The sequence below is a fragment of the Qipengyuania sp. L-5Y genome, from assembly GCF_056859455.1.
Genome location: NZ_JBSXOM010000021.1, coordinates 18,971 through 37,123, shown reverse-complemented (window position 1 = coordinate 37,123; position 18,153 = coordinate 18,971). Strand labels below are relative to the sequence as shown.

Genomic DNA, 18,153 nt, shown 5'->3' with positions numbered 1-18,153 from the left:
GAGCGACCATGTCTACAACCTTCCAGCTCGATACCAGCACCAGCCGTGCCAATCCCACACCGCAGCCGATGAAGCGGCTTACCGTGCCCAAGATCCGGGCGCACAAGGCGGACGGGGAAACGCGCGAACCGCTGGTGATGCTCACGGCCTACACCGCGCGCCAGGCGCAACTGCTTGATGCGCATTGCGATATCCTGCTGGTGGGCGATTCTCTGGCTCAGGTCATCTATGGACTGCCCACCACCATCCCCGTCACGCTCGACATGATGGCCAATCACGCCGCGGCCGTCGTGCGGGGCAGCTATCACTCCGTTGTCGTGGTCGACATGCCATTCGGATCGTACGAACAGTCGCCCCAGCAGGCGTTCGAAAGCGCCACTTTCCTGCTCAAGCAGTCGGGCGCAGCCGCGGTCAAGCTCGAAGGCGGCGAACAGATGGCCGAAACCGTGGCCTTCCTCAATCAGCGGGGCATTCCCGTCATGGGCCATGTCGGCCTCACCCCACAGGCGGTCAATGTGCTCGGTGGCTACGGCGCGCGCGGCCGCGACGATGCGGAAGCGACCAAGATCGTTGGCGATGCCCAGGCGCTCGACAAGGCAGGGGCCTTCGCCATTGTTCTGGAAGGCGTGCTCGAACCGATCGCGATAGAAGCGACGAAGACGGTTTCCTGTCCTACCATCGGCATCGGCGCTTCCGCCCAATGCGATGGGCAGGTCCTCGTGACCGAAGACATGCTGGGCATGTTCGATCGTGTCCCCCGCTTCGTGAAGAAGTATGAAGACATCGCCGGCGTCATCGAACGCACGGTGGTAAAATACGCCGAAGAAGTGCGTGCGCGCAGTTTCCCGACCTCCGATCAAACCTATCAGCCCAAGGGCTGACCAAACGAGCATCTCCCATGGAAACCATGCGCAAATACTACGCGTTCTCCTTCGCCTTTACCGCGGTCTGCTTTGCGCTGGCTGGATGGTATGGCTGGGCGAGCACCGGATCGATCACCGCCACCCTCGGCATTCTGTGGATCGTCCTTGTCCTCTCGATCCTCGAAGTTTCGCTCAGCTTCGATAATGCTGTGGTCAACGCCACCGTGCTGCGCGATATGGATCCGGTCTGGCAGCAGCGCTTCCTGACCATCGGAATCCTGATCGCGGTCTTCGGCATGCGCATCGTCTTTCCCATTGCGATCGTCGCCATCGCGGCAAAGGTCGGACCTCTCGAGGCGGTTTCCCTGTCCCTCAACAATCCCGCCGAATACGAACGCATCGTGTCCGATGCGCACATCGGCATCGCCGGTTTCGGCGGTGCCTTCCTGGCGATGGTGGGGATGACCTTCTTCTTCGACAACGACAAGGAAGTGCACTGGATCGCGGCGGTCGAAAAAACGATTAACAAATTCTCCAATGTTCCCGCGATCGAAATCGGGCTCGTGCTCGTGCTGGTCTACACGGTCTCGATCATGCTGGCGCCGGCCGATGCCATTACCTTCCTCACCGCTGCCATCCTCGGTCTCGTGACCTTCATTGCCGTGCACGCCATCGCGGCCCTGATCGAGGAACGCGAAGCGGCCAAGAAGGCCACCGGCGAAATCGTCAAATCAGGCCTCGGCGGTTTCCTCTATCTGGAAGTCCTCGACGCCAGCTTCAGCTTCGACGGGGTGATCGGCGCCTTCGCGCTGTCGAACAACATGATCATCATCGCTCTGGGCCTGTCTGTCGGGGCAATGTTCGTCCGTTCGATGACGATCCATCTGGTGCGCACCGGCACGCTGGCCCAATATCGCTACCTTGAACACGGCGCGTTCTGGGCGATCATCGTGCTCGGGATCATCATGCTGCTGTCGGCCCGCTACCATATTCCGGAAACGATCACCGGTCTGCTGGGCGCCGTTCTTATCGGCCTCAGCTTCGCGTGGTCGGTGCGGCACAATCGCCGCCATCCCGAAGATGCGATGACGCCGCCAGCCGACTAGCGATCGGCGCTGCCACCACCAGCTGGAACAGGTGATAGAGCAGCAGCGCCACCACAATGAATCCCGCCTGGTCGGCAGGAAAAAGGATGGTGGCGAGCGGCGCGCCCACTGCTGCGCTCTTCTGCGCGCCGGCAAATAGGAAAGAAATGCGATCCGGGCGGGCGAGGCCAAGAGCCTTGCCCGTCAGCCATGCCCCGATGTTCGCGACGAACAGAAACGTTGCGACCAGCCCTGCGATACCCAGCCAGTCGAGCGCATCTACCCGGGTCCAGATACCCTGCTCTACCGCACCCGAAAACGCCACGTAGATCGCTGCCGAAATCACGAAGCGATCGACCCACACGATCTTTCCCTTGTGCCTGTTGGTGAACGCGACCGTCCGGCTTTGCAGTAACTGCCCGATTGCGAAGGGCAGCACCAGCAGCAGCATGATCTTGACGAAAGCGTCCATCCCCACATCCCCGCTGCCGCTCCCGCCCAGTGCCAGAAACACCGGGACCGTCACGAACACGCCAAGGATGTTGAGCAGCGCCGCGGCCACCACCGACAGCGCGACATTGCCTCCGGCCAGCGAACTGTAGGATGTCGCTGACTGGACGGTGGACGGCAGCACGCCCAGATACAGAAAACCCAGCGCCACGGATGGCGCCAGCCAGGCACTCGCAAGCGACGACAGTGCCAGTCCGATCACCGCCATCGCGCCGAAGACCCACAGAATCAGGGGCAGCAGGAACCGCCAGTTGGCGACACCGGCCACGATGTCGCCGCGCGCTATCCGCATTCCGTTCAGCAGAAACAGGACGAAGATCGCGGCATTCGCCACAGCCTGGGCTACTCCCCGCGCGTCGCCTGTCGCAGGCAGCAGGGCGGCAAGTGCAATGGCGGTGACCAGCATGCGCAGCATCGGGTCCGACAGGACTGTTCTGAAACTCATGGACCGCCCTCTGCCGCGCCGTGGGGCGGGTGTCGAGAGGTTCAGATCGCTGTCACAGACCTCAACTTCGCTTCAAGTTCAATCCGCTTCGGGTCATTCTCGGGCAGAACCGCGATGAGCGCGGAAATTGCATAGGGGTTCATCGGCTGCAATTCGTGCGCTGCCAGGGCGAAGGACAGTGCCTCTTCCTGATCGCCCAGTTCCCGCGCCGCCACACTGCGCGCGGCCAGCACCCAGGGCACGCGCCCCATGCCGGATTGCATGGCATGATCCAGCAGCGGCACCGCCCTCGCCCATTCCCCTTCCGCTGCCAGGGCATCGGCCAGCATGGCGGCGGCCTCACCGTTCATCGGGTTACCCTGCACATATGTCTCGATCATACGCCGAGCATCTGCCGGGGTGTTCTGTACCCCGATCAAACGTATGATCAGCACCCATCCGCGTCTGATTTCGGCAGATCGCTCATAGGCCGTGCGCGCAGCCGCCCGGTTACCCGATGCCAGTTCCGCGTCGCCCAGGATCGAAAACGCATCGGCCGAACCGGGAAACCGGCGCGCGAAATCCCGCGCCTTCGCCACACCCGCCGCCGGGTCTCCACGAGCAATCGCCGTCCGCACGAAATTGCGCGTCTCGACCCCGCCTCCGTTGTCCGAACTGTTTGTATTTACGGCAGGAAGTACCACCATGCCGCCTTGCGATACCGCCGCCAGATCGAGGAATTCGGCGGCCGCATCCCGGTCGCCCAGCGCTTCGTAGGCCCGCCCGACCAGAGTGCGCAGATACGCAGACCCGCCATTCCCCGCAGCAGTCTCCGCAAACCGCGAAACTAGTTCCTGCTCCCCGCCACTGCGCGACAGCGCGTAAGCCAGCAAATCCCGAACCCTCCGGTTATCCGCCTGCCCCCCACCATAAATCCGATCCAGAGCCCTCACCGCACTCGCATAGTTCTCCTCCTGCAAATCGATGATGGCCGATAGGATTTGCGCTGACGGCACCCTCCTTTCGACGAGGTTGGACCGCCCAAGCAGGTCGCGCGCCAATCGGAAATTTCCGCTACGCGCCGCGATGACTGCCTGGATGAAAAGCCCCTGCGCTGTACCAACCGCGCTGCCGTCGCCCCCGCGCAGAACTCGAAGCGCCTCTGCCGCCTCCCCCGCATCCCCAAGAGTAGCCGCAAGCTCGACGCGCAAGGAAACGTCGTCAGGCTGCCGCTCGACGACATCGCGCAGGAAGCGAACGCCCGATAGCATACCTTGGGCGTCGCGGATCAGCTGGCCACGAAATCGCAGCGCTCCGCCGTTCTCGGGATCCAATTCCAGTGCGCGCTCTACCGCCTGTGAAGCCTGCACTTGCTCGCCGCGACGATAGCGCAGCCGCCCGATTTCGACCCAAAGTTCAGAATTCGCCGGGTCTGCCTCGTAAGAACTGTCGAATGCTCGCGCTGCCGCGGCTAAATTGCCCTCGGCCATCTCGATGCGTCCCAGCAGCAAATGGCGCTCTGCGGCGGCCCTTGCGGGAAAATCCTCCCCTTCAAGCCAGTTTCGCGCGCCTGCGAAGTCTCCTTCCCCCAATGCAGCTTCCGCAAAGTCGAGCGAAAGCTCTCGCCGGGGAACACCGGCAGCGAGCGCATGGTCGAGGTGAATTCTGGCGATGCCAGGGTTGCCGTTGGCCAATTCCACCCGCGCTTTATCTACCTCTGACTGGGTATCCTGCGGTTGCCCGCAAGCTCCCAGCACCAGACAGTTCAACGCCAACAGCGAGAAAGCCCTGAGGCTAAGTCTGAAGGTCATACTGCTTGAGAAGGTCGTACAGCGTCGGGCGGCTGATACCGAGCAACTTTGCCGTGTTCGAAATATTCCCCTCGCTCCGCGCGAGCGCTTGCCGGATCAGCCGACGATCCGCCTGCTCCCGCGCGGCTTTGATATTGAGGGTGATGTCTGCGCCATCATCACCGGCCTGTTCCAGATCCAGATCCTCGACTGATACCAATTTAGCATCGGCCATGATTACCGCCCGCTTGACGCGGTTCTCGAGCTCGCGGACGTTTCCAGGCCAGCTCCAATTGTCGATTGCCGCAAGTGCATCCGGTGCAAAGCCCTTTACCTTGAGGTTCATCTCGTCGGCAAACCGGGCCAGGAAATATTTGGCCAGCAGGATGGCATCGCCCGTCCGCTCGGCAAGCGTAGGCACCTTGATCACCATCTCCGCAAGGCGGTAGAACAAATCTTCTCGGAATGTTCCATCCGAAATCATGGCTTCAAGGTTCTGGTGGGTGGCACACACGATCCTAGTATCGACGGGGATCGTTTTTCGACCACCAAGCCGTTCGATGTTCCGCTCCTGCAGAAACCGTAACAACTTCACCTGAAGAGGTAGTGGGATATCGCCGACTTCGTCGAGGAACAGCGTGCCACCGTGAGCAAGCTCGATCTTGCCTTCAGTAGTCTTGACTGCCCCGGTGAACGCGCCCTTTTCATGACCGAACAACTCGCTTTCCAAAAGGGTTTCCGGGATGGCGGCGCAATTGATTGCGACGAACGCGCCATGTCGGCGCTCGCTGCAATCATGCACGCCTCTCGCCAGAAGCTCCTTGCCCGTACCACTGGCGCCAAGGAGCATGACCGACACATTGGTGGGTGCGACCCGCTCTATCGTTCGTGCGACTTTGGCCATCTCCGGGGCTGCAGTAACCATAGCCCCCAGTACCGTCCGGTCTTCGCCAACCTGTTGAGCCAGTCGCCGGTTCTCGGTCTCAAGCTGATACAAGCGGTATGCGCGCTGGACGATCAGCCCCAGCGTGTCGATGTCTACGGGCTTCTGATAGAAGTCATAAGCCCCTCGATTGACAGCGCGCAGAGCGCTTTCACGCGCCCCATGCCCCGACGCAACGATGACTTTAGTGTCCGGCTTCAACGCCATGATCGCCTCGAGGACGGCAAAGCCCTCGCTTGTGCCGTCGGGATCCGGCGGCAACCCGAGATCGAGAGTCACTACTGCTGGCTCTTCCGTTCTCAGCGCGTCGATCGCCGCTTCGCGCGTACCGACAATGACAACATCGAAATCTTCGTATGCCCATTTGAGTTGGGCCTGAAGTCCTTCATCGTCCTCGACGATCAGAAGTTTGGGCTTGGACTGCGCCATCATGCCACCTTGCGTTCGCGAACATCGGCGCGATCGAATAATTTCGCCGCAGAAAGAAGCGGCAGACTTATTGTAAAGCGCGTGCCTAGGCCCTCGCGGGATTCCACATCCAATCGGCCTCCCATGGCACGAACAAGTTCGCGTGCTTCGAAGGCACCAATTCCGAAGCCCCCGGCTTTTGACGAAACGAACGGCTTGAAAAGGCCGCTGCGGAGAAAATTTGGCGACATACCGTGACCGTTGTCTGCAATAAGGATCAAGCCCGCGATTCCATCGGAGTATGCAGCCAGCATGATCGGGGCATCGGTATCACTGGCCTCGATCGCATTCTGGATCAGGTGGTTCAGAGCCTGCTCCAGAGCCTTCGAATTACCTTCGACCCTAGCGGTTTCCGACCGAAGTACAGTTACGGGATGGATCTGCCCGAATTGATCGGCGAGCCGCTCTACAGTGTTGGAAAGTTCGAGAACCTCGCTCGCGCCGGTTTCGGGTCGGGTGTATTTCCCCAACCTGGCGAGCAACGCATTGAGTTTGTCCGCACTACTCCGCAAGGTGACGAGCATATCTTTTCGGAATTCAGGATTTTCGGCGTGTTTTTCGGCGTTTCGCAAAAGCAGCGACATCTGGCTCGATAAATTCTTGATGTCGTGCATGACGAAAGCGATGCGTCGGTTGAATTCGTCGAACCTCCCCGCCTCCAGTAATGCAGCCTGACCGGATTGTTCGGCAAGATAGCTGGCAAGCTGCCGGCCGACGACCTTAAGCAGATCGAAATCCTCCCAGTCGAGCTTTCGCTCTACCAATGGTCGGGACAATATCGCGAGTCCAACGAGGCGATCGAAATGGAGCAGTGGGACGATTGCCCAAGCTTGCCTATCCTCGCGCAACCACTCCGGTATCAGAACCTGTTCGCCACAACGGTCGACGTTTTCGCGTAGCTCATCCAGCGCGACAATCAGCTCGTTGCGTTCGAGAAGTTCACCAAGCTCGGCAGGAGCAGCTTGTACCGGCACCTTTATCTCGGACCATTGCCAGTTCGCGGCAAGTTGTAGTGTACCGTCATCATCCGGGGTGAGCAGAATGCCGGCTTGACTGTCGGTGATGTCTGCAAGAGCCTTGATCAAACGCTCTTGCAGTGTCGAATTATCGAGGCCGGTCGCACCAATCGTATGCGTGAACCTGATCCACTCCGTCCGATAATCGTACCGATGCTTGAACAGGTGCTTGACCGCGGTCACTCTCAACCATCCACGCAGGCGGGCAGACGGCAGCCAGATCAGCGCGAGTGCGCCGGCTGCTATGATGAGCCCCACTTGCGTCATGCGGGCGAGATCGCCCGTGAAGGTATCGAAAGATCGTGCAAGCGCGATCATCACGATCAGATAGGCTGCTATCACCATGAGAGAGAGAAATCGGAAAGTGATTGCCCGCGATGGTCGGAATTCCAACCCGGATGCATTGCGATTGAACCCCATCGCAAAGGGTACTGCGCAAATCGCAGCGGCCAATCCGCGGAGTGCATCCAGTTCGAGCGGCACCGCCCCCGTCACATAAGCGATCGTGAAATAGTTGAGATCGAAAACCCAAAACCACGCGAGTGCCGCCACATTCCAGCGCAGGATTTGCCGAGAGGATGTGGCGGCGCCAACATAGAGATTATGGAGCAATACCAGCGCGCCAACGCAAACCAGAATGCGAAACAAGGACGCGGTGTCGAAGATCGCAATAAGGTCAGTGCCGGGCACATTCTGTCGAGCGATCAGGAGCAAAGCTATTTGCAAAATTTCGACGAGTACGAGCGCGATTGCTGTCGGGCGCACCAATCGCAGCGTTTCATCGCGGCCATCATTGGCGAAAAGCCGGTATAACATGAACAGCCACGCCAGATTACGCGCGACCTCGCTCAATTCCACGATCGGCCGACTTGGTCCAAAGCTTGCTGCTGCAAAGCACCAGTTGGCAGTCAACGCCAAGGCCACGACAGCGGGCATGCGATCAGTTCGGCCTGCATCGCCCCTGCTGCCAATCCACAGCGCCGAGAGAGCGCAGCTTATCGCGCCTACCGTATATCCGACATAGGCCAGACTTGCGATCCAGGTGGTCATCTGGCGCCATCCGGCCACAGGATTACACGAGCTGTCTGCAAGAGGATGAGGAGATCGAGAAAAGGCGTGTAGTTCTTGGCGTAGTAGAGATCGTATTCAAGCTTATGCCGCGCATCTTCGATGCTTGCACCGTAAGGATAATTGATCTGCGCCCACCCGGTTATCCCAGGTTTTACAACATGTCGTTCGGCGTAATAGGGAAGCTCGCGTTCCAGATCGCTTACGAATGCGGGCACTTCGGGGCGAGGCCCGACGAAGCTCATTTCCCCTTTGAGCACACTCCATACCTGCGGCAGTTCATCGATGCGAACCTTGCGGATGAGACGTCCGATGCGGGTTATGCGTGGATCATCCTTCTCGGCCCACTTCGCCCCTGCCGCTTCCGCATCGGTACGCATCGAACGCAATTTAACGAGTGTGAAATTCTGGCCGTAAAGACCGACACGGGTCTGGCGAAAAAACGCAGGCCCCTTCGTTTCGAGTTTTATCAGAACGGAAAAGATAGCGATCAAGGGAACGCCGATCGTAAGTATCATCAGGCTGACGACGATGTCGAAAAAGCGCTTCCCAATGCTGGAAAGCCTCTGGCCAGCGGAGAATCCATCCGAGAAAATCAGCCAACTTGGATTAAGCGTGTCCAGGTCGACGCGGCCCAGTTCTCGTTCGAGAAAGCTCGAGAAATCGTTTACGTAGACACCGTTGGTCTTGACCCGCAACAAGTCCTTGAGCGGCAGGGAATTGCGCCGCTCTTCCAGCGCGAGCACTACTTCGGTCGCACCGACCCGAAGAATGAATTTTCCGAGATCGGATATGGATTCACGCGGGACCGCGGTTTCGATCGTGCTGGCGCTATCGCCCATTGCCACGAATGCACCAACAGCAAACCCGCTGTCCTGCCTCTGCGAGAGGCGCAGCAGCCGTTCCGCTCGCTTGCCCGAACCCAGCACGAGGATCGTTCGACGGAAAGCGTCCGCACCCAGCATGCGGCCAGCCAATATGCGATTGGCAACAAGCAACAGGATAGCGATGCCCATGGCATACAACAGGACCGAGCGCCAAAGTGCCGACCCTGGCAGAACGAAGTTCATCAATGCGATCGCGAGCACACCAAGGCTGACGGCGACGAGCAAACGTGCAGTGGCAAAGCGTATGGAGCGTAGCGCTTCCGGGCCGTAGGTCCCGACCGCAATCATGGCCAGCCATACCACACCGGCAAAGCCGACCAGTTCCGGAATGCGCTCGGCGAGCGCCCCGGCATCGACAGATATCTGCGTTACGCGCAGCCGCCATGCACCTTCGCCTGCTATGAAGAGCAGAACCAGATCTATTACTGATAGCAACACCACATTGTATGAAATGTAGTGTTTGAACAGGCGGATCATCCGGGGCCGGCTCGCAATTGGCTAGTGTCGGAATTCCTGACTAGCAAACATAGAGTGAACCGTCGGTAAATTTTACACTGGCAATAAGCGTGGCGCTATCAAGCGCACTGAAATGGCTTCAGTTGGCCACCGCGTCCTCAACCGCATTTCCGGCATTTTGCGCAGCTTCCCCCACTTGCCCAGCGGCGATGCCGACCTGATCGGCAGCACCGGCAATCGCATTGTCCTTTGCGACCTCGGCGTTATTCATTTGCGACAGGAAGAAAATGCCGACGATCGCCACGACTAGCACCAACAGGATTATGGCCCAATTCGTGCCACCGCTGCGATTGGCCCCGTCGGATACAACAGTATGCGTGGTATGGGTATTGCCGGCTGAATCGGTGGTTTCCGTAATGCGTTCTTCGGTCATACCATATTTCCCTGAGATCTATCTATGCACCGAAAACGCGCCCTCTCGGGCCTGAGTTCCGCCGAGGTGACCGATTATTGGTTAACGTCTTCAAGCTCGAAGGGTGTGATACCTCGCCTCGATCTGTCGACGATAAGCTTGCGCCCAACGGGAGGAAGCGAGCGCTGACTGCAGCGAATGCGATGGCATGCAGCGCAACCCGGGCCGATGGGCTGTGCATTATCGGACCGCAGCGAAACTCCGCGAGCTTGCGCCAAGTCTTCGGCCAATACAGCTTCCACCCCGATCGCAACGACAAACTGTGCATCGCCGGGCGATCCGCTTCCCTCAACCGTTCGGGCCATGGTCAGCCAGCCACCATCCCGGTCACCGGTATTATCGGGGGCCACCAGCTGAACTTGCAATTCGCCCGCACGATTGAAAGCCCGGTGCGCATGCCACAGGGGGCAGCTTACGGCAGAATCGATGAAGCGCGCAGTACTGGCCCCCGCAAAGGTCTTGGAAAACTGCCCAGCACGGTCGAGCCGCACCATGAAGAACGGCAGGCCGCGTTGCCCAACCCGCTGAAGCGTGGTCAGCCGATGGGCGAGCTGTTCGAAGCTGACGCCAAAGCGCCTTTCAAGAAGAGTAAGATCATATCCGGTCGCCTCGCAAGCGCGCAGGAACCGACTGTAGGGCATCAGCAAAGCTGCGGCGAAGTACCCGTTGAGATGGCGCGCGAACAACGCTCGCGCGGTTTCCTCTTCAAACTTGGCACCCTTGGCAACCGAGTCGACCAAATCGGCAAATTCAAGATTGGCGATTTGCAGAGCGAGCTGAAAATTACGCGAAGGAATACTCAGCATTTCCGACAGCTGAACCTGCCGTGCGTGGAGATCGAGGCGGCGGAGGCTGTCGGGCATCACATCGCGGGGGAGGATCCTGACAGAAAGCTGATGGCGCTCGCGCAAACGCTCGGTGAGAGCCACGCCGATATCCCCTCGCGACAAGCGCAGTTCATCCGCCAGCTCCTCTGCCGCCGTATCGAGATCTGCAAAATGATTGCGCCACCGCTCCACCTCGCGTCGCGATGCTGCCAAAGGGTCGTTTGCGACTGATCCGATCGGTCCTGCGCTGTCGTACAGGCGAGCAAATGCGGCTGCGACTTGAGGGGCCGAGGCGAGGAATTCATGCGCCTCTTCCCGGTCTATTCCTAAATCGGCAAAACGTTCATCGGCAAGGCGCCGGGCCAGTCCTTCAATTCCGCCAATAGCTTCATCTTCGCGAAGTGACCTTGGGTCGAAGTCAAATTGCTCGACCAGTTGCACCATAACGCGCGCGCTGATCGGTCGCTGGTTGCGCTCGATCAAGTTCAGGTAGCTAGGGGAAATGCCTAGGCGTCCGGCAGCTGCGGCTTGGGTCAGGCTTTCCCGTTTGCGAAGCCTTCGAAGGGCGGGACCGGCGAAAAGAGCTGCTTCAACCATCTGTAACTTTCTTCACATATTTACATACAGACTAGCGATCCACGGCGCGATATGACAAGTTATTCTGTAAATTTCCCTATCGTTCACCGCTACGGCCAGCCAGAAGCATCGACAGGCGATCAAGCCTATAGCGACAAGGAGCACTCCCGTGACCTACTCGGCCCGGATCAATGAAATGAACGAAACCATCGCAGCAAACGGTGCGCCATGGGCTGCGATCGATGCTCAAAGCGCTGCGCGCATGGTCGTTCAAAACCGTTTCCGCACCGGGCTCGACATTGCGCGCTACACTGCGCGGATCATGCGCGAAGACATGGATGCGTATGATCAGGATCCTGCAAACTACACGCAGTCGCTCGGTACGTGGCACGGCTTCATCGCTCAGCAGAAGATGATTTCGATCAAGAAGCACTTCGGCAGCACCAAACGCCGTTACCTCTACCTGTCCGGATGGATGGTCGCCGCGCTGCGTAGCGAATTCGGACCGCTTCCAGATCAATCGATGCACGAGAAGACCAGCGTCCCTGCGCTGATCGAAGAACTCTACACCTTCTTGAAACAGGCGGATGCACGCGAACTCGGCGGTCTGTTCCGCGAACTCGACGCGGCGAAGGAAGCAGGAGATGCGGTCAACACCCATCGCCTTCTGAAAGCGATCGACGAGCATCAGACGCATGTCGTCCCGATCATCGCCGATATCGACGCGGGGTTCGGCAATGCCGAGGCAACCTACCTTCTTGCAAAGAAGATGATCGAGGCCGGTGCCTGCGCTCTCCAGATCGAAAATCAGGTTTCGGATGAAAAACAGTGTGGCCATCAGGATGGCAAGGTGACTGTGCCGCACGAGGATTTCCTTCAGAAAATCCGCGCCATTCGCTACGCATTTCTGGAACTCGGCGTTCCCGATGGCATCATTGTCGCCCGTACGGACAGCCTCGGTGCCGGTCTGACTAAGCAAATCGCCTATTCAACCGAACCCGGCGACATTGGCGATCAGTACAACAGCTTTCTCGATTGCGACGAGGTCGATCCGGCACGCATTACCAATGGCCAGGTCTTCATCAGCCGCGACGGCAAGCTATTGGCGCCCAAGCGCCTGCCCTCGAACCTGTACCAATTCCGGTCCGGCACGGGTGAGGATCGCTGCGTGCTCGATTGCATCACCGCACTTCAGAACGGGGCCGACCTTTTATGGATCGAAACGGAAAAACCGCATGTCGAACAGATTGCCGGTATGGTGGATCGTGTCCGCGAGGTCGTTCCTAACGCCAAGCTGGTTTACAACAATTCGCCCAGCTTCAATTGGACATTGAACTTCCGTCAGCAGGTCTACGATGCATGGGCAGAAGCTGGAAAGGACGTTTCGGCGTTCGATCGCGCCAAACTGATGAGTGTAGATTACGACGGCACCGAGCTTGCGGCTGAAGCAGACGAGAAGATTCGTACTTTCCAGGCAGATGCCGCGAAGCGTGCGGGTATTTTCCACCACCTCATCACCCTACCGACCTATCACACAGCGGCTCTCAGCACTGATAACCTCGCTCGCGAATACTTCGGTGAACAGGCCATGCTCGGTTACGTCAAGAACGTGCAACGTGAGGAGATCCGCCAGGGCATCGCTTGTGTGAAACACCAGAATATGGCCGGCTCCGACATCGGGGACGATCACAAGGAGTACTTTGCCGGTGAAGCAGCCCTCAAGGCTGGCGGCGAAGACAACACAATGAACCAGTTCGCTGCAGCGTAAGGAGAGAGAGGATGACGACCATGACAGACGACACTCCCAAGACCGAGCCTGGCCGCGCCCGCGCGCTGTTCTCCACCGCAGACTTTCGCCTTTTGCGTACTGCCCTGACGCATTACGCGCGCCAGACTGAAGACCGGGAAGAATTGGCGAAGATCAACGCCCTCCATCACCGGTTGGGGACCTATGTTCCGTCTGACGGCTAAAAACTGACACGCTTTCTCCTGGGGAGGAGAATACGGCCGTCGGAGCGCCCCAACGCTCCGGCGGCCACACTTTTAGGTAAATCAGGCCCCTTTGCGTGGCATCAGTTCGATGGCGGCGCTGGCCAAGGCCTCGGCCCCCGTTTCGATCACTTTCTCAGCATCAGGGGCCCAGAATGGCGAATGCAAGGAAGGAAGCGGTTTACCCTCGCTCTCCAGCGCATCGAGCATCGGCTGGGTCGTTCCGCTAATCCAGAAGATCATCGAATCGACATCTTCCGGGGCAGCGCGCCGAAACTGGCTGAAATCTTCGCCCCCCATCACCGCGGGCCATTCCATCACACGGTCTTCGCCAAACCTTTGTTTGAACTTGCTTGCAACTTCGGCAGTGAAGTCGGGATCGTTGAAAGTGGAGGGGGTGTAGGGATCTTCCACCGTCACTTCCGGCATCAATTCCTCAGGCACACCGGCTGCAATAGCCTCCCCTCGCGCGACCCGGCGGATGCCGTCCAGTAACAACTGACGGCTCTCATCGGAATAACTGCGCACGGTTAGTTGCAATTTGGCTTCGTCACTTATGATGTTGTGCTTTGCGCCCGAATGGAAGCTTCCGACCGTGATCACAGCCGGGTCCAGCGGCGAAGAGTCACGGCTGACCACAGTCTGCAACTTCATGACAATCGCGCTGGCCAGCACAATCGGATCCTTCGTTGTATGCGGATAGGCGCCGTGCCCCCCGACGCCCTTCACGTCGATGTCGACACTATCCACATTGGCCAAGGCGTAACCGGGAGTATAACCGATCGTGCCGGCAGGGGCAGGTGCTGCGGCGTCATGGAATGCCAGAGCATAATCAGGTTTCGGAAAGCGCGTGTACAGGCCGTCCTCGATCATCGCGAGCGCGCCAAGTCCGATCTCTTCGGCCGGCTGCAAGACCATGACGAGAGTACCCTGCCACTCGTTTTTATGCTTCACCAGAAGCTGCGCAGCGCCGATAAAACCCGCCATGTGCGTGTCATGCCCACAAGCATGCATCACCCCAGTGGTCACTCCGCTTGCCGGAGTAGCGGTTACTTTGGAAGCAAACGGCAGACCCGTCTGTTCGACCACGGGAAGACCATCCATATCTGCGCGCAAGAGGACTGTCGGGCCTTCTCCGTTCTTCATTACCGAGACGACACCCGTTTTCCCGACGTTCTCGGTAACCTCGAAACCCAATGCGCGCATACGCTTGGCCAGCTTGGCCGCTGTTTCATGCTCTTCGAAACTCAATTCCGGATTGGCGTGAAGATCCCGGTAAAGCTCCATCAGTTCGGGCATGTCGCCTTCAAGATCTGCTCTCAGATCATTTGCGCTCACTGGCGAAGCGAGCATCACTGCAATTGCAGCAAGGCTAGTGGAAATTGATTTCGACATACCCTTTATTCTCCCCAATCGATCTGCTCGCGAGCGTCTCGCGGGCTGTAGTGCAATTAATCCGGTCCAGTGACCATTACCGAAGACCAACGGTCAGCGGGCACTCTACAGCCCGTAGGTCACGACAAGCGCGAGCGACAATACCGTAACCATGATCAGGACGAGCGGCACCCCCGTGCGCACGTAATCTCTGAATTCGTATGATCCCTCGGCCATGATCAACATATTGGTCTGATACGCAATAGGCGTCGCATAACACAAATTGCACCCGAACAGCACAGCCAGCACCAAGGGCTCCGGCGGAAGATCCAGCTTGCTGGCGATAGCAAAAGCTATTGGAGTGCCCACGGTGGCCGCCGTGGCATTCGACGCAAAATTGGTCAGGAACGTCATGGCCAGCATGATGGCGGCCAGCGCCGCCCCCGGGGAAAGGTAATCGAGCCCCGCCGCCATGACCCCGCCGATCCAGTCGGCTGCACCACTCTCGAGAATGATCCTGCCCAAAGCAATACTGGCGGCCACTAGAACGATTACGCTACCTGATAGCCCGCGCCCCACCCGATCGAACTTCACGCAGCCGGTAACAAACATGAGTATCGCGCCTGCGAGCGATGCAATGGCAATTGGAACTAGCCCGATCGACGCCAGCGTGATCGACCCACCCATTATGCCCGCGGCGAGCACTGCCTTCGAACGACGCGGCAGCTCCCGCATCCCCTCGAGCTGGAGCAGACTGTCCGATCGCGCGAAATGCTGCATGTCGTCGGCCAGCCCCATGACCAGCAGCACGTCCCCTTCGGCAAAACGAAGATCGCCGCCTTCTGAGAACTGCTCCTTTTCACCCACCAGACGATCAGGGCGATGAGTGCCGATGACCGCGACCCCATAGAGATCGGCAATACCCGAGCTCGGGAGCGTCCGACCGATGAGCCGCGAATCCGCCGTGACGATCATTTCGCCCACGGCGATATCGGTCCCGGTTTCATCCGACCTGCGGCGGATACGATCGATCACCCAGCTTGGCGCAGCATCTCCGCGCAAGGTTGCCATCGCTTCTTCGATCGCTTCGTGCGTACCGGTCATGCGGAGGCGGTGCTGGGGGCGAAGCAGGCCCACTGGAACGTCGTGGAACTCGATCCCCGCCGGCAAGCGAGTACTCAGTTCGGATAGCTCGCGGCCATTGAGCACGGAATTTTCAGTCACACGAAGTCTGGCTTCGAACAAGCGCTGGGCATGAACCGTTTCGATACGGTTGTCGCCCAGCATGCGCGGCATAACAATCCATATGAATGGCAGCGCAACCACAGCGGCGATCAGCACGATCGGGGTGAAATGGAAGACACCCATTTCCGGCATGCCGAGATCCACCGCGATCGATACGACTAGGATGTTGGTCGATGTACCGATCGTCGTCGCCATTCCGCCTATAAGCGATGCTGCATTGAGCGGGATGAGCGTTTTCGACGCAGCCATCGCACCGCGCATGGCGAGGTGAACGAAGATCGGCATCAAGAGCACAAGCACAGGAGTATTATTGATGCCCATCGACAGCAGGAATGTGACTACCAGCGAGAACAGCAGGCCGAGCTGTAGATTGACCTTGAACAGCCGCTCCAGAAACCTGGCGGCAGGTTCGAGAGCGCCGGTAACAACCAGCCCTCTGCCCATGATCATGAGCGCGCAGATGGTAATCAGGGCGTAATGGCCGAAGCCGGAAAATGCCAAGCCGAGACCATCGATAGGTTGCGTGTCAGGTAGAGGAAAGAAATACAGACCAACCGCGATTACCGCGATCGTGAGCAAAGAGATGATCTCGACCGACATCCGGCCACGCGCGAAAGCCACGAACATCGCGGTCGTCACGGCCATTGCAGCAATTGCGTGGTAGGAAGGAACCCCGATCATCCAATAACCTGCCTTCCAAACTATCCTCTTAGTAGCAAGGAATAGTTTGGTACCCCTGGCCGGACTCGAACCGGCACTTCAGAAGAAACTCGATTTTGAGTCGAGCGCGTCTACCAATTCCGCCACAGGGGCACTGGGTCGGGAGCGCGGCGGATAGCTTGCAGTTGCGGCCTGTTCAAGCGCCGCGTTGCAATTGCTGATCAGAAATCCATACCGATGGCGATGTGGGCAAGCCGCGGAGCATCTTTGAACCTAGCTCCGATTGCCCCGACGGAAAGTACCGGCCCTCGGTCTGCCAGCTCGACTTGCACCGCTGGCGGATTGAAATCGCGTAGATCCACATTGCGAGGCAGAACAGGCTGCATCGGCGTGACTTTGACTTGCTTCAGCGAAACGGGTGATGCCATGTCGGCCAGATTGAAATCGTGGGGATGCAACGCAGGCCCGCGTGGCATTCCCGAGGCGGCAGGTTGCGCTATTGCAGGTGCGGTGCACCCTGCAAAAACCATGGCAACACCCAACACTTTCAACATGCGCGACCTCTTGAGTTTCGGCACTCAAGAGACGTTGCCTGGCAGGGTTTGGTTCCCCGCCTCGCTCGCCCTGTAATTCTAAGCCTTGAGAGCGTTTACGAGGAGCTTGTGCAGCTTGGAATGCAATGTGTCATTGGCGGCGAGAACCTGAGCCGCATGGATGGGCTCCGACCGGCCACGGAAATCGGAAACGAAGCCGCCTGCTTCACGAACGATAAGGCAACCAGCGGCAGTATCCCAATCGTTGAGATCGCTTTCCCAGAAGCCGTCAAAGCGGCCGGCCGCGAGCCATGCGAGGTCAAGCGATGCCGCGCCGTAGCGCCGGATACCTGCAACCTGAGGACCGATCGCGCCGAAGATCTTGGTCCATTCGCCGAAATTGCCATGACCTTGAAAGGGGATGCCGGTCGCGATCAGGGCTTCGGAAAGACTGCGACGCGCAGACACCCGTAACCGTCCATCATGCAGCCAGGCGCCGCGGCTCTTTTCGGCCCAGAAGGTTTCGTCGGTGACGGGGTTGTAGACGACTGCAGCCGTGACATCGCCCCAGCCTCCACCGCCGAGCTTCGGTTCCTGGACGGCGATGCTGATAGCGAAATGCGGAATGCCATGCAGGAAGTTGCTGGTGCCGTCGAGCGGATCGACAATCCACCGGGGCTTGTTCTCGTCCCCTTCGATCACACCGGCTTCTTCCATCACGAATCCCCAATCCGGCCGTGCGGCGAGAAGTTCGTCGTAGATGGTGCGTTCGGCGATCCGATCCGCCTTCGATACGAAGTCTGCCGGCCCCTTATGGCTGACCTGGAGGTGCTCGACCTCTCCGAAGTCGCGACGCAGGCGGCCACCCGCCTTGCGCGCTGCCTTTTCCATTACGCGGATGACACCCGATAAAACGGCCATGGGAACTCTCTTATTCGGTCAGCACTTCGGTGGAACCGGCTACGAA

General features: G+C 58.9%; 15 protein-coding genes and 1 tRNA gene. 4 read left to right on the top strand and 12 right to left on the bottom strand.

The features are described from left to right. Positions 1-8: 8 nt before the first annotated feature. Together panB and AC13F2_RS03300 are read left to right on the top strand one after the other, a co-directional pair. On the top strand, positions 9-881 hold the full coding sequence (gene panB / locus AC13F2_RS03305; RefSeq protein WP_103023354.1) for a 3-methyl-2-oxobutanoate hydroxymethyltransferase: 873 nt from the start codon (positions 9-11) through the stop codon (positions 879-881). 17 nt (positions 882-898) lie between these two features. Continuing rightward, positions 899-1,969 (top strand): DUF475 domain-containing protein, encoded by a 1,071-nt coding sequence (locus tag AC13F2_RS03300; protein ID WP_482965180.1) that lies wholly within the window; start codon positions 899-901, stop codon positions 1,967-1,969. Here the strand turns inward: AC13F2_RS03300 and AC13F2_RS03295 are convergent. The 7 genes from AC13F2_RS03295 to AC13F2_RS03265 form a co-directional block, all read right to left on the bottom strand. Further along, entirely contained in the window at positions 1,899-2,903 is a 1,005-nt protein-coding gene (locus AC13F2_RS03295) for a bile acid:sodium symporter family protein (RefSeq protein WP_301642735.1), read from the bottom strand. The genes AC13F2_RS03300 and AC13F2_RS03295 overlap by 71 nt on opposite strands. 41 nt (positions 2,904-2,944) lie before the next feature. Further along, positions 2,945-4,693: a tetratricopeptide repeat protein gene (locus tag AC13F2_RS03290; protein ID WP_482965179.1), complete on the bottom strand. Its 1,749-nt coding sequence runs from the start codon at positions 4,691-4,693 to the stop codon at positions 2,945-2,947. Next, on the bottom strand, positions 4,677-6,044 hold the full coding sequence (gene prsR, locus AC13F2_RS03285) for a PEP-CTERM-box response regulator transcription factor (protein ID WP_482965178.1): 1,368 nt from the start codon (positions 6,042-6,044) through the stop codon (positions 4,677-4,679). Before prsR ends, AC13F2_RS03290 begins: the two co-directional genes overlap by 17 nt. Beyond that, entirely contained in the window at positions 6,044-8,149 is a 2,106-nt protein-coding gene (prsK, locus tag AC13F2_RS03280; RefSeq protein WP_482965177.1) for an XrtA/PEP-CTERM system histidine kinase PrsK, read from the bottom strand. Before prsK ends, prsR begins: the two co-directional genes overlap by 1 nt. Beyond that, a complete protein-coding gene (locus tag AC13F2_RS03275) occupies positions 8,146-9,531 on the bottom strand; it encodes a TIGR03013 family XrtA/PEP-CTERM system glycosyltransferase (RefSeq protein WP_301642731.1) in 1,386 nt (461 codons plus the stop codon). The genes prsK and AC13F2_RS03275 overlap by 4 nt, the downstream gene beginning before the upstream one ends. Before the next feature lie 118 nt (positions 9,532-9,649). Beyond that, entirely contained in the window at positions 9,650-9,943 is a 294-nt protein-coding gene (locus tag AC13F2_RS03270) for a hypothetical protein (RefSeq protein WP_482965176.1), read from the bottom strand. A gap of 74 nt (positions 9,944-10,017) precedes the next feature. Beyond that, positions 10,018-11,406, bottom strand: coding sequence for a helix-turn-helix domain-containing protein (locus AC13F2_RS03265; protein ID WP_482965175.1), 1,389 nt, complete (start codon positions 11,404-11,406; stop codon positions 10,018-10,020). 148 nt (positions 11,407-11,554) lie between these two features. On the opposite strand from AC13F2_RS03265, the gene AC13F2_RS03260 reads away from it, so the two are divergent. Together AC13F2_RS03260 and AC13F2_RS03255 are read left to right on the top strand one after the other, a co-directional pair. Then, on the top strand, positions 11,555-13,153 hold the full coding sequence (locus AC13F2_RS03260; protein ID WP_482965174.1) for an isocitrate lyase: 1,599 nt from the start codon (positions 11,555-11,557) through the stop codon (positions 13,151-13,153). Between the two features lie 11 nt (positions 13,154-13,164). Further along, positions 13,165-13,356: a hypothetical protein gene (locus AC13F2_RS03255; RefSeq protein WP_369828415.1), complete on the top strand. Its 192-nt coding sequence runs from the start codon at positions 13,165-13,167 to the stop codon at positions 13,354-13,356. 81 nt (positions 13,357-13,437) lie between these two features. Here the strand turns inward: AC13F2_RS03255 and AC13F2_RS03250 are convergent, their stop codons facing one another. The 5 genes from AC13F2_RS03250 to AC13F2_RS03230 all read right to left on the bottom strand — a co-directional run bounded on the left by AC13F2_RS03250 (position 13,438) and on the right by AC13F2_RS03230 (position 18,107). After that, positions 13,438-14,769, bottom strand: coding sequence for an amidohydrolase (locus AC13F2_RS03250; RefSeq protein ID WP_482965173.1), 1,332 nt, complete (start codon positions 14,767-14,769; stop codon positions 13,438-13,440). Between the two features lie 105 nt (positions 14,770-14,874). Continuing rightward, entirely contained in the window at positions 14,875-16,674 is a 1,800-nt protein-coding gene (locus tag AC13F2_RS03245) for an SLC13 family permease (protein ID WP_173829987.1), read from the bottom strand. Between the two features lie 47 nt (positions 16,675-16,721). Beyond that, a tRNA-Leu gene (locus AC13F2_RS03240) sits at positions 16,722-16,806 on the bottom strand. Positions 16,807-16,874: 68 nt separating this feature from the next. Continuing rightward, positions 16,875-17,207 carry a hypothetical protein gene (locus tag AC13F2_RS03235; RefSeq protein ID WP_482965172.1) on the bottom strand — a complete coding sequence of 111 codons (333 nt, stop codon included), beginning with the start codon at positions 17,205-17,207 and terminating at the stop codon, positions 16,875-16,877. A gap of 78 nt (positions 17,208-17,285) precedes the next feature. Beyond that, positions 17,286-18,107: an inositol monophosphatase family protein gene (locus AC13F2_RS03230; protein ID WP_103023345.1), complete on the bottom strand. Its 822-nt coding sequence runs from the start codon at positions 18,105-18,107 to the stop codon at positions 17,286-17,288. Between the last annotated feature and the right edge of the window lie 46 nt (positions 18,108-18,153).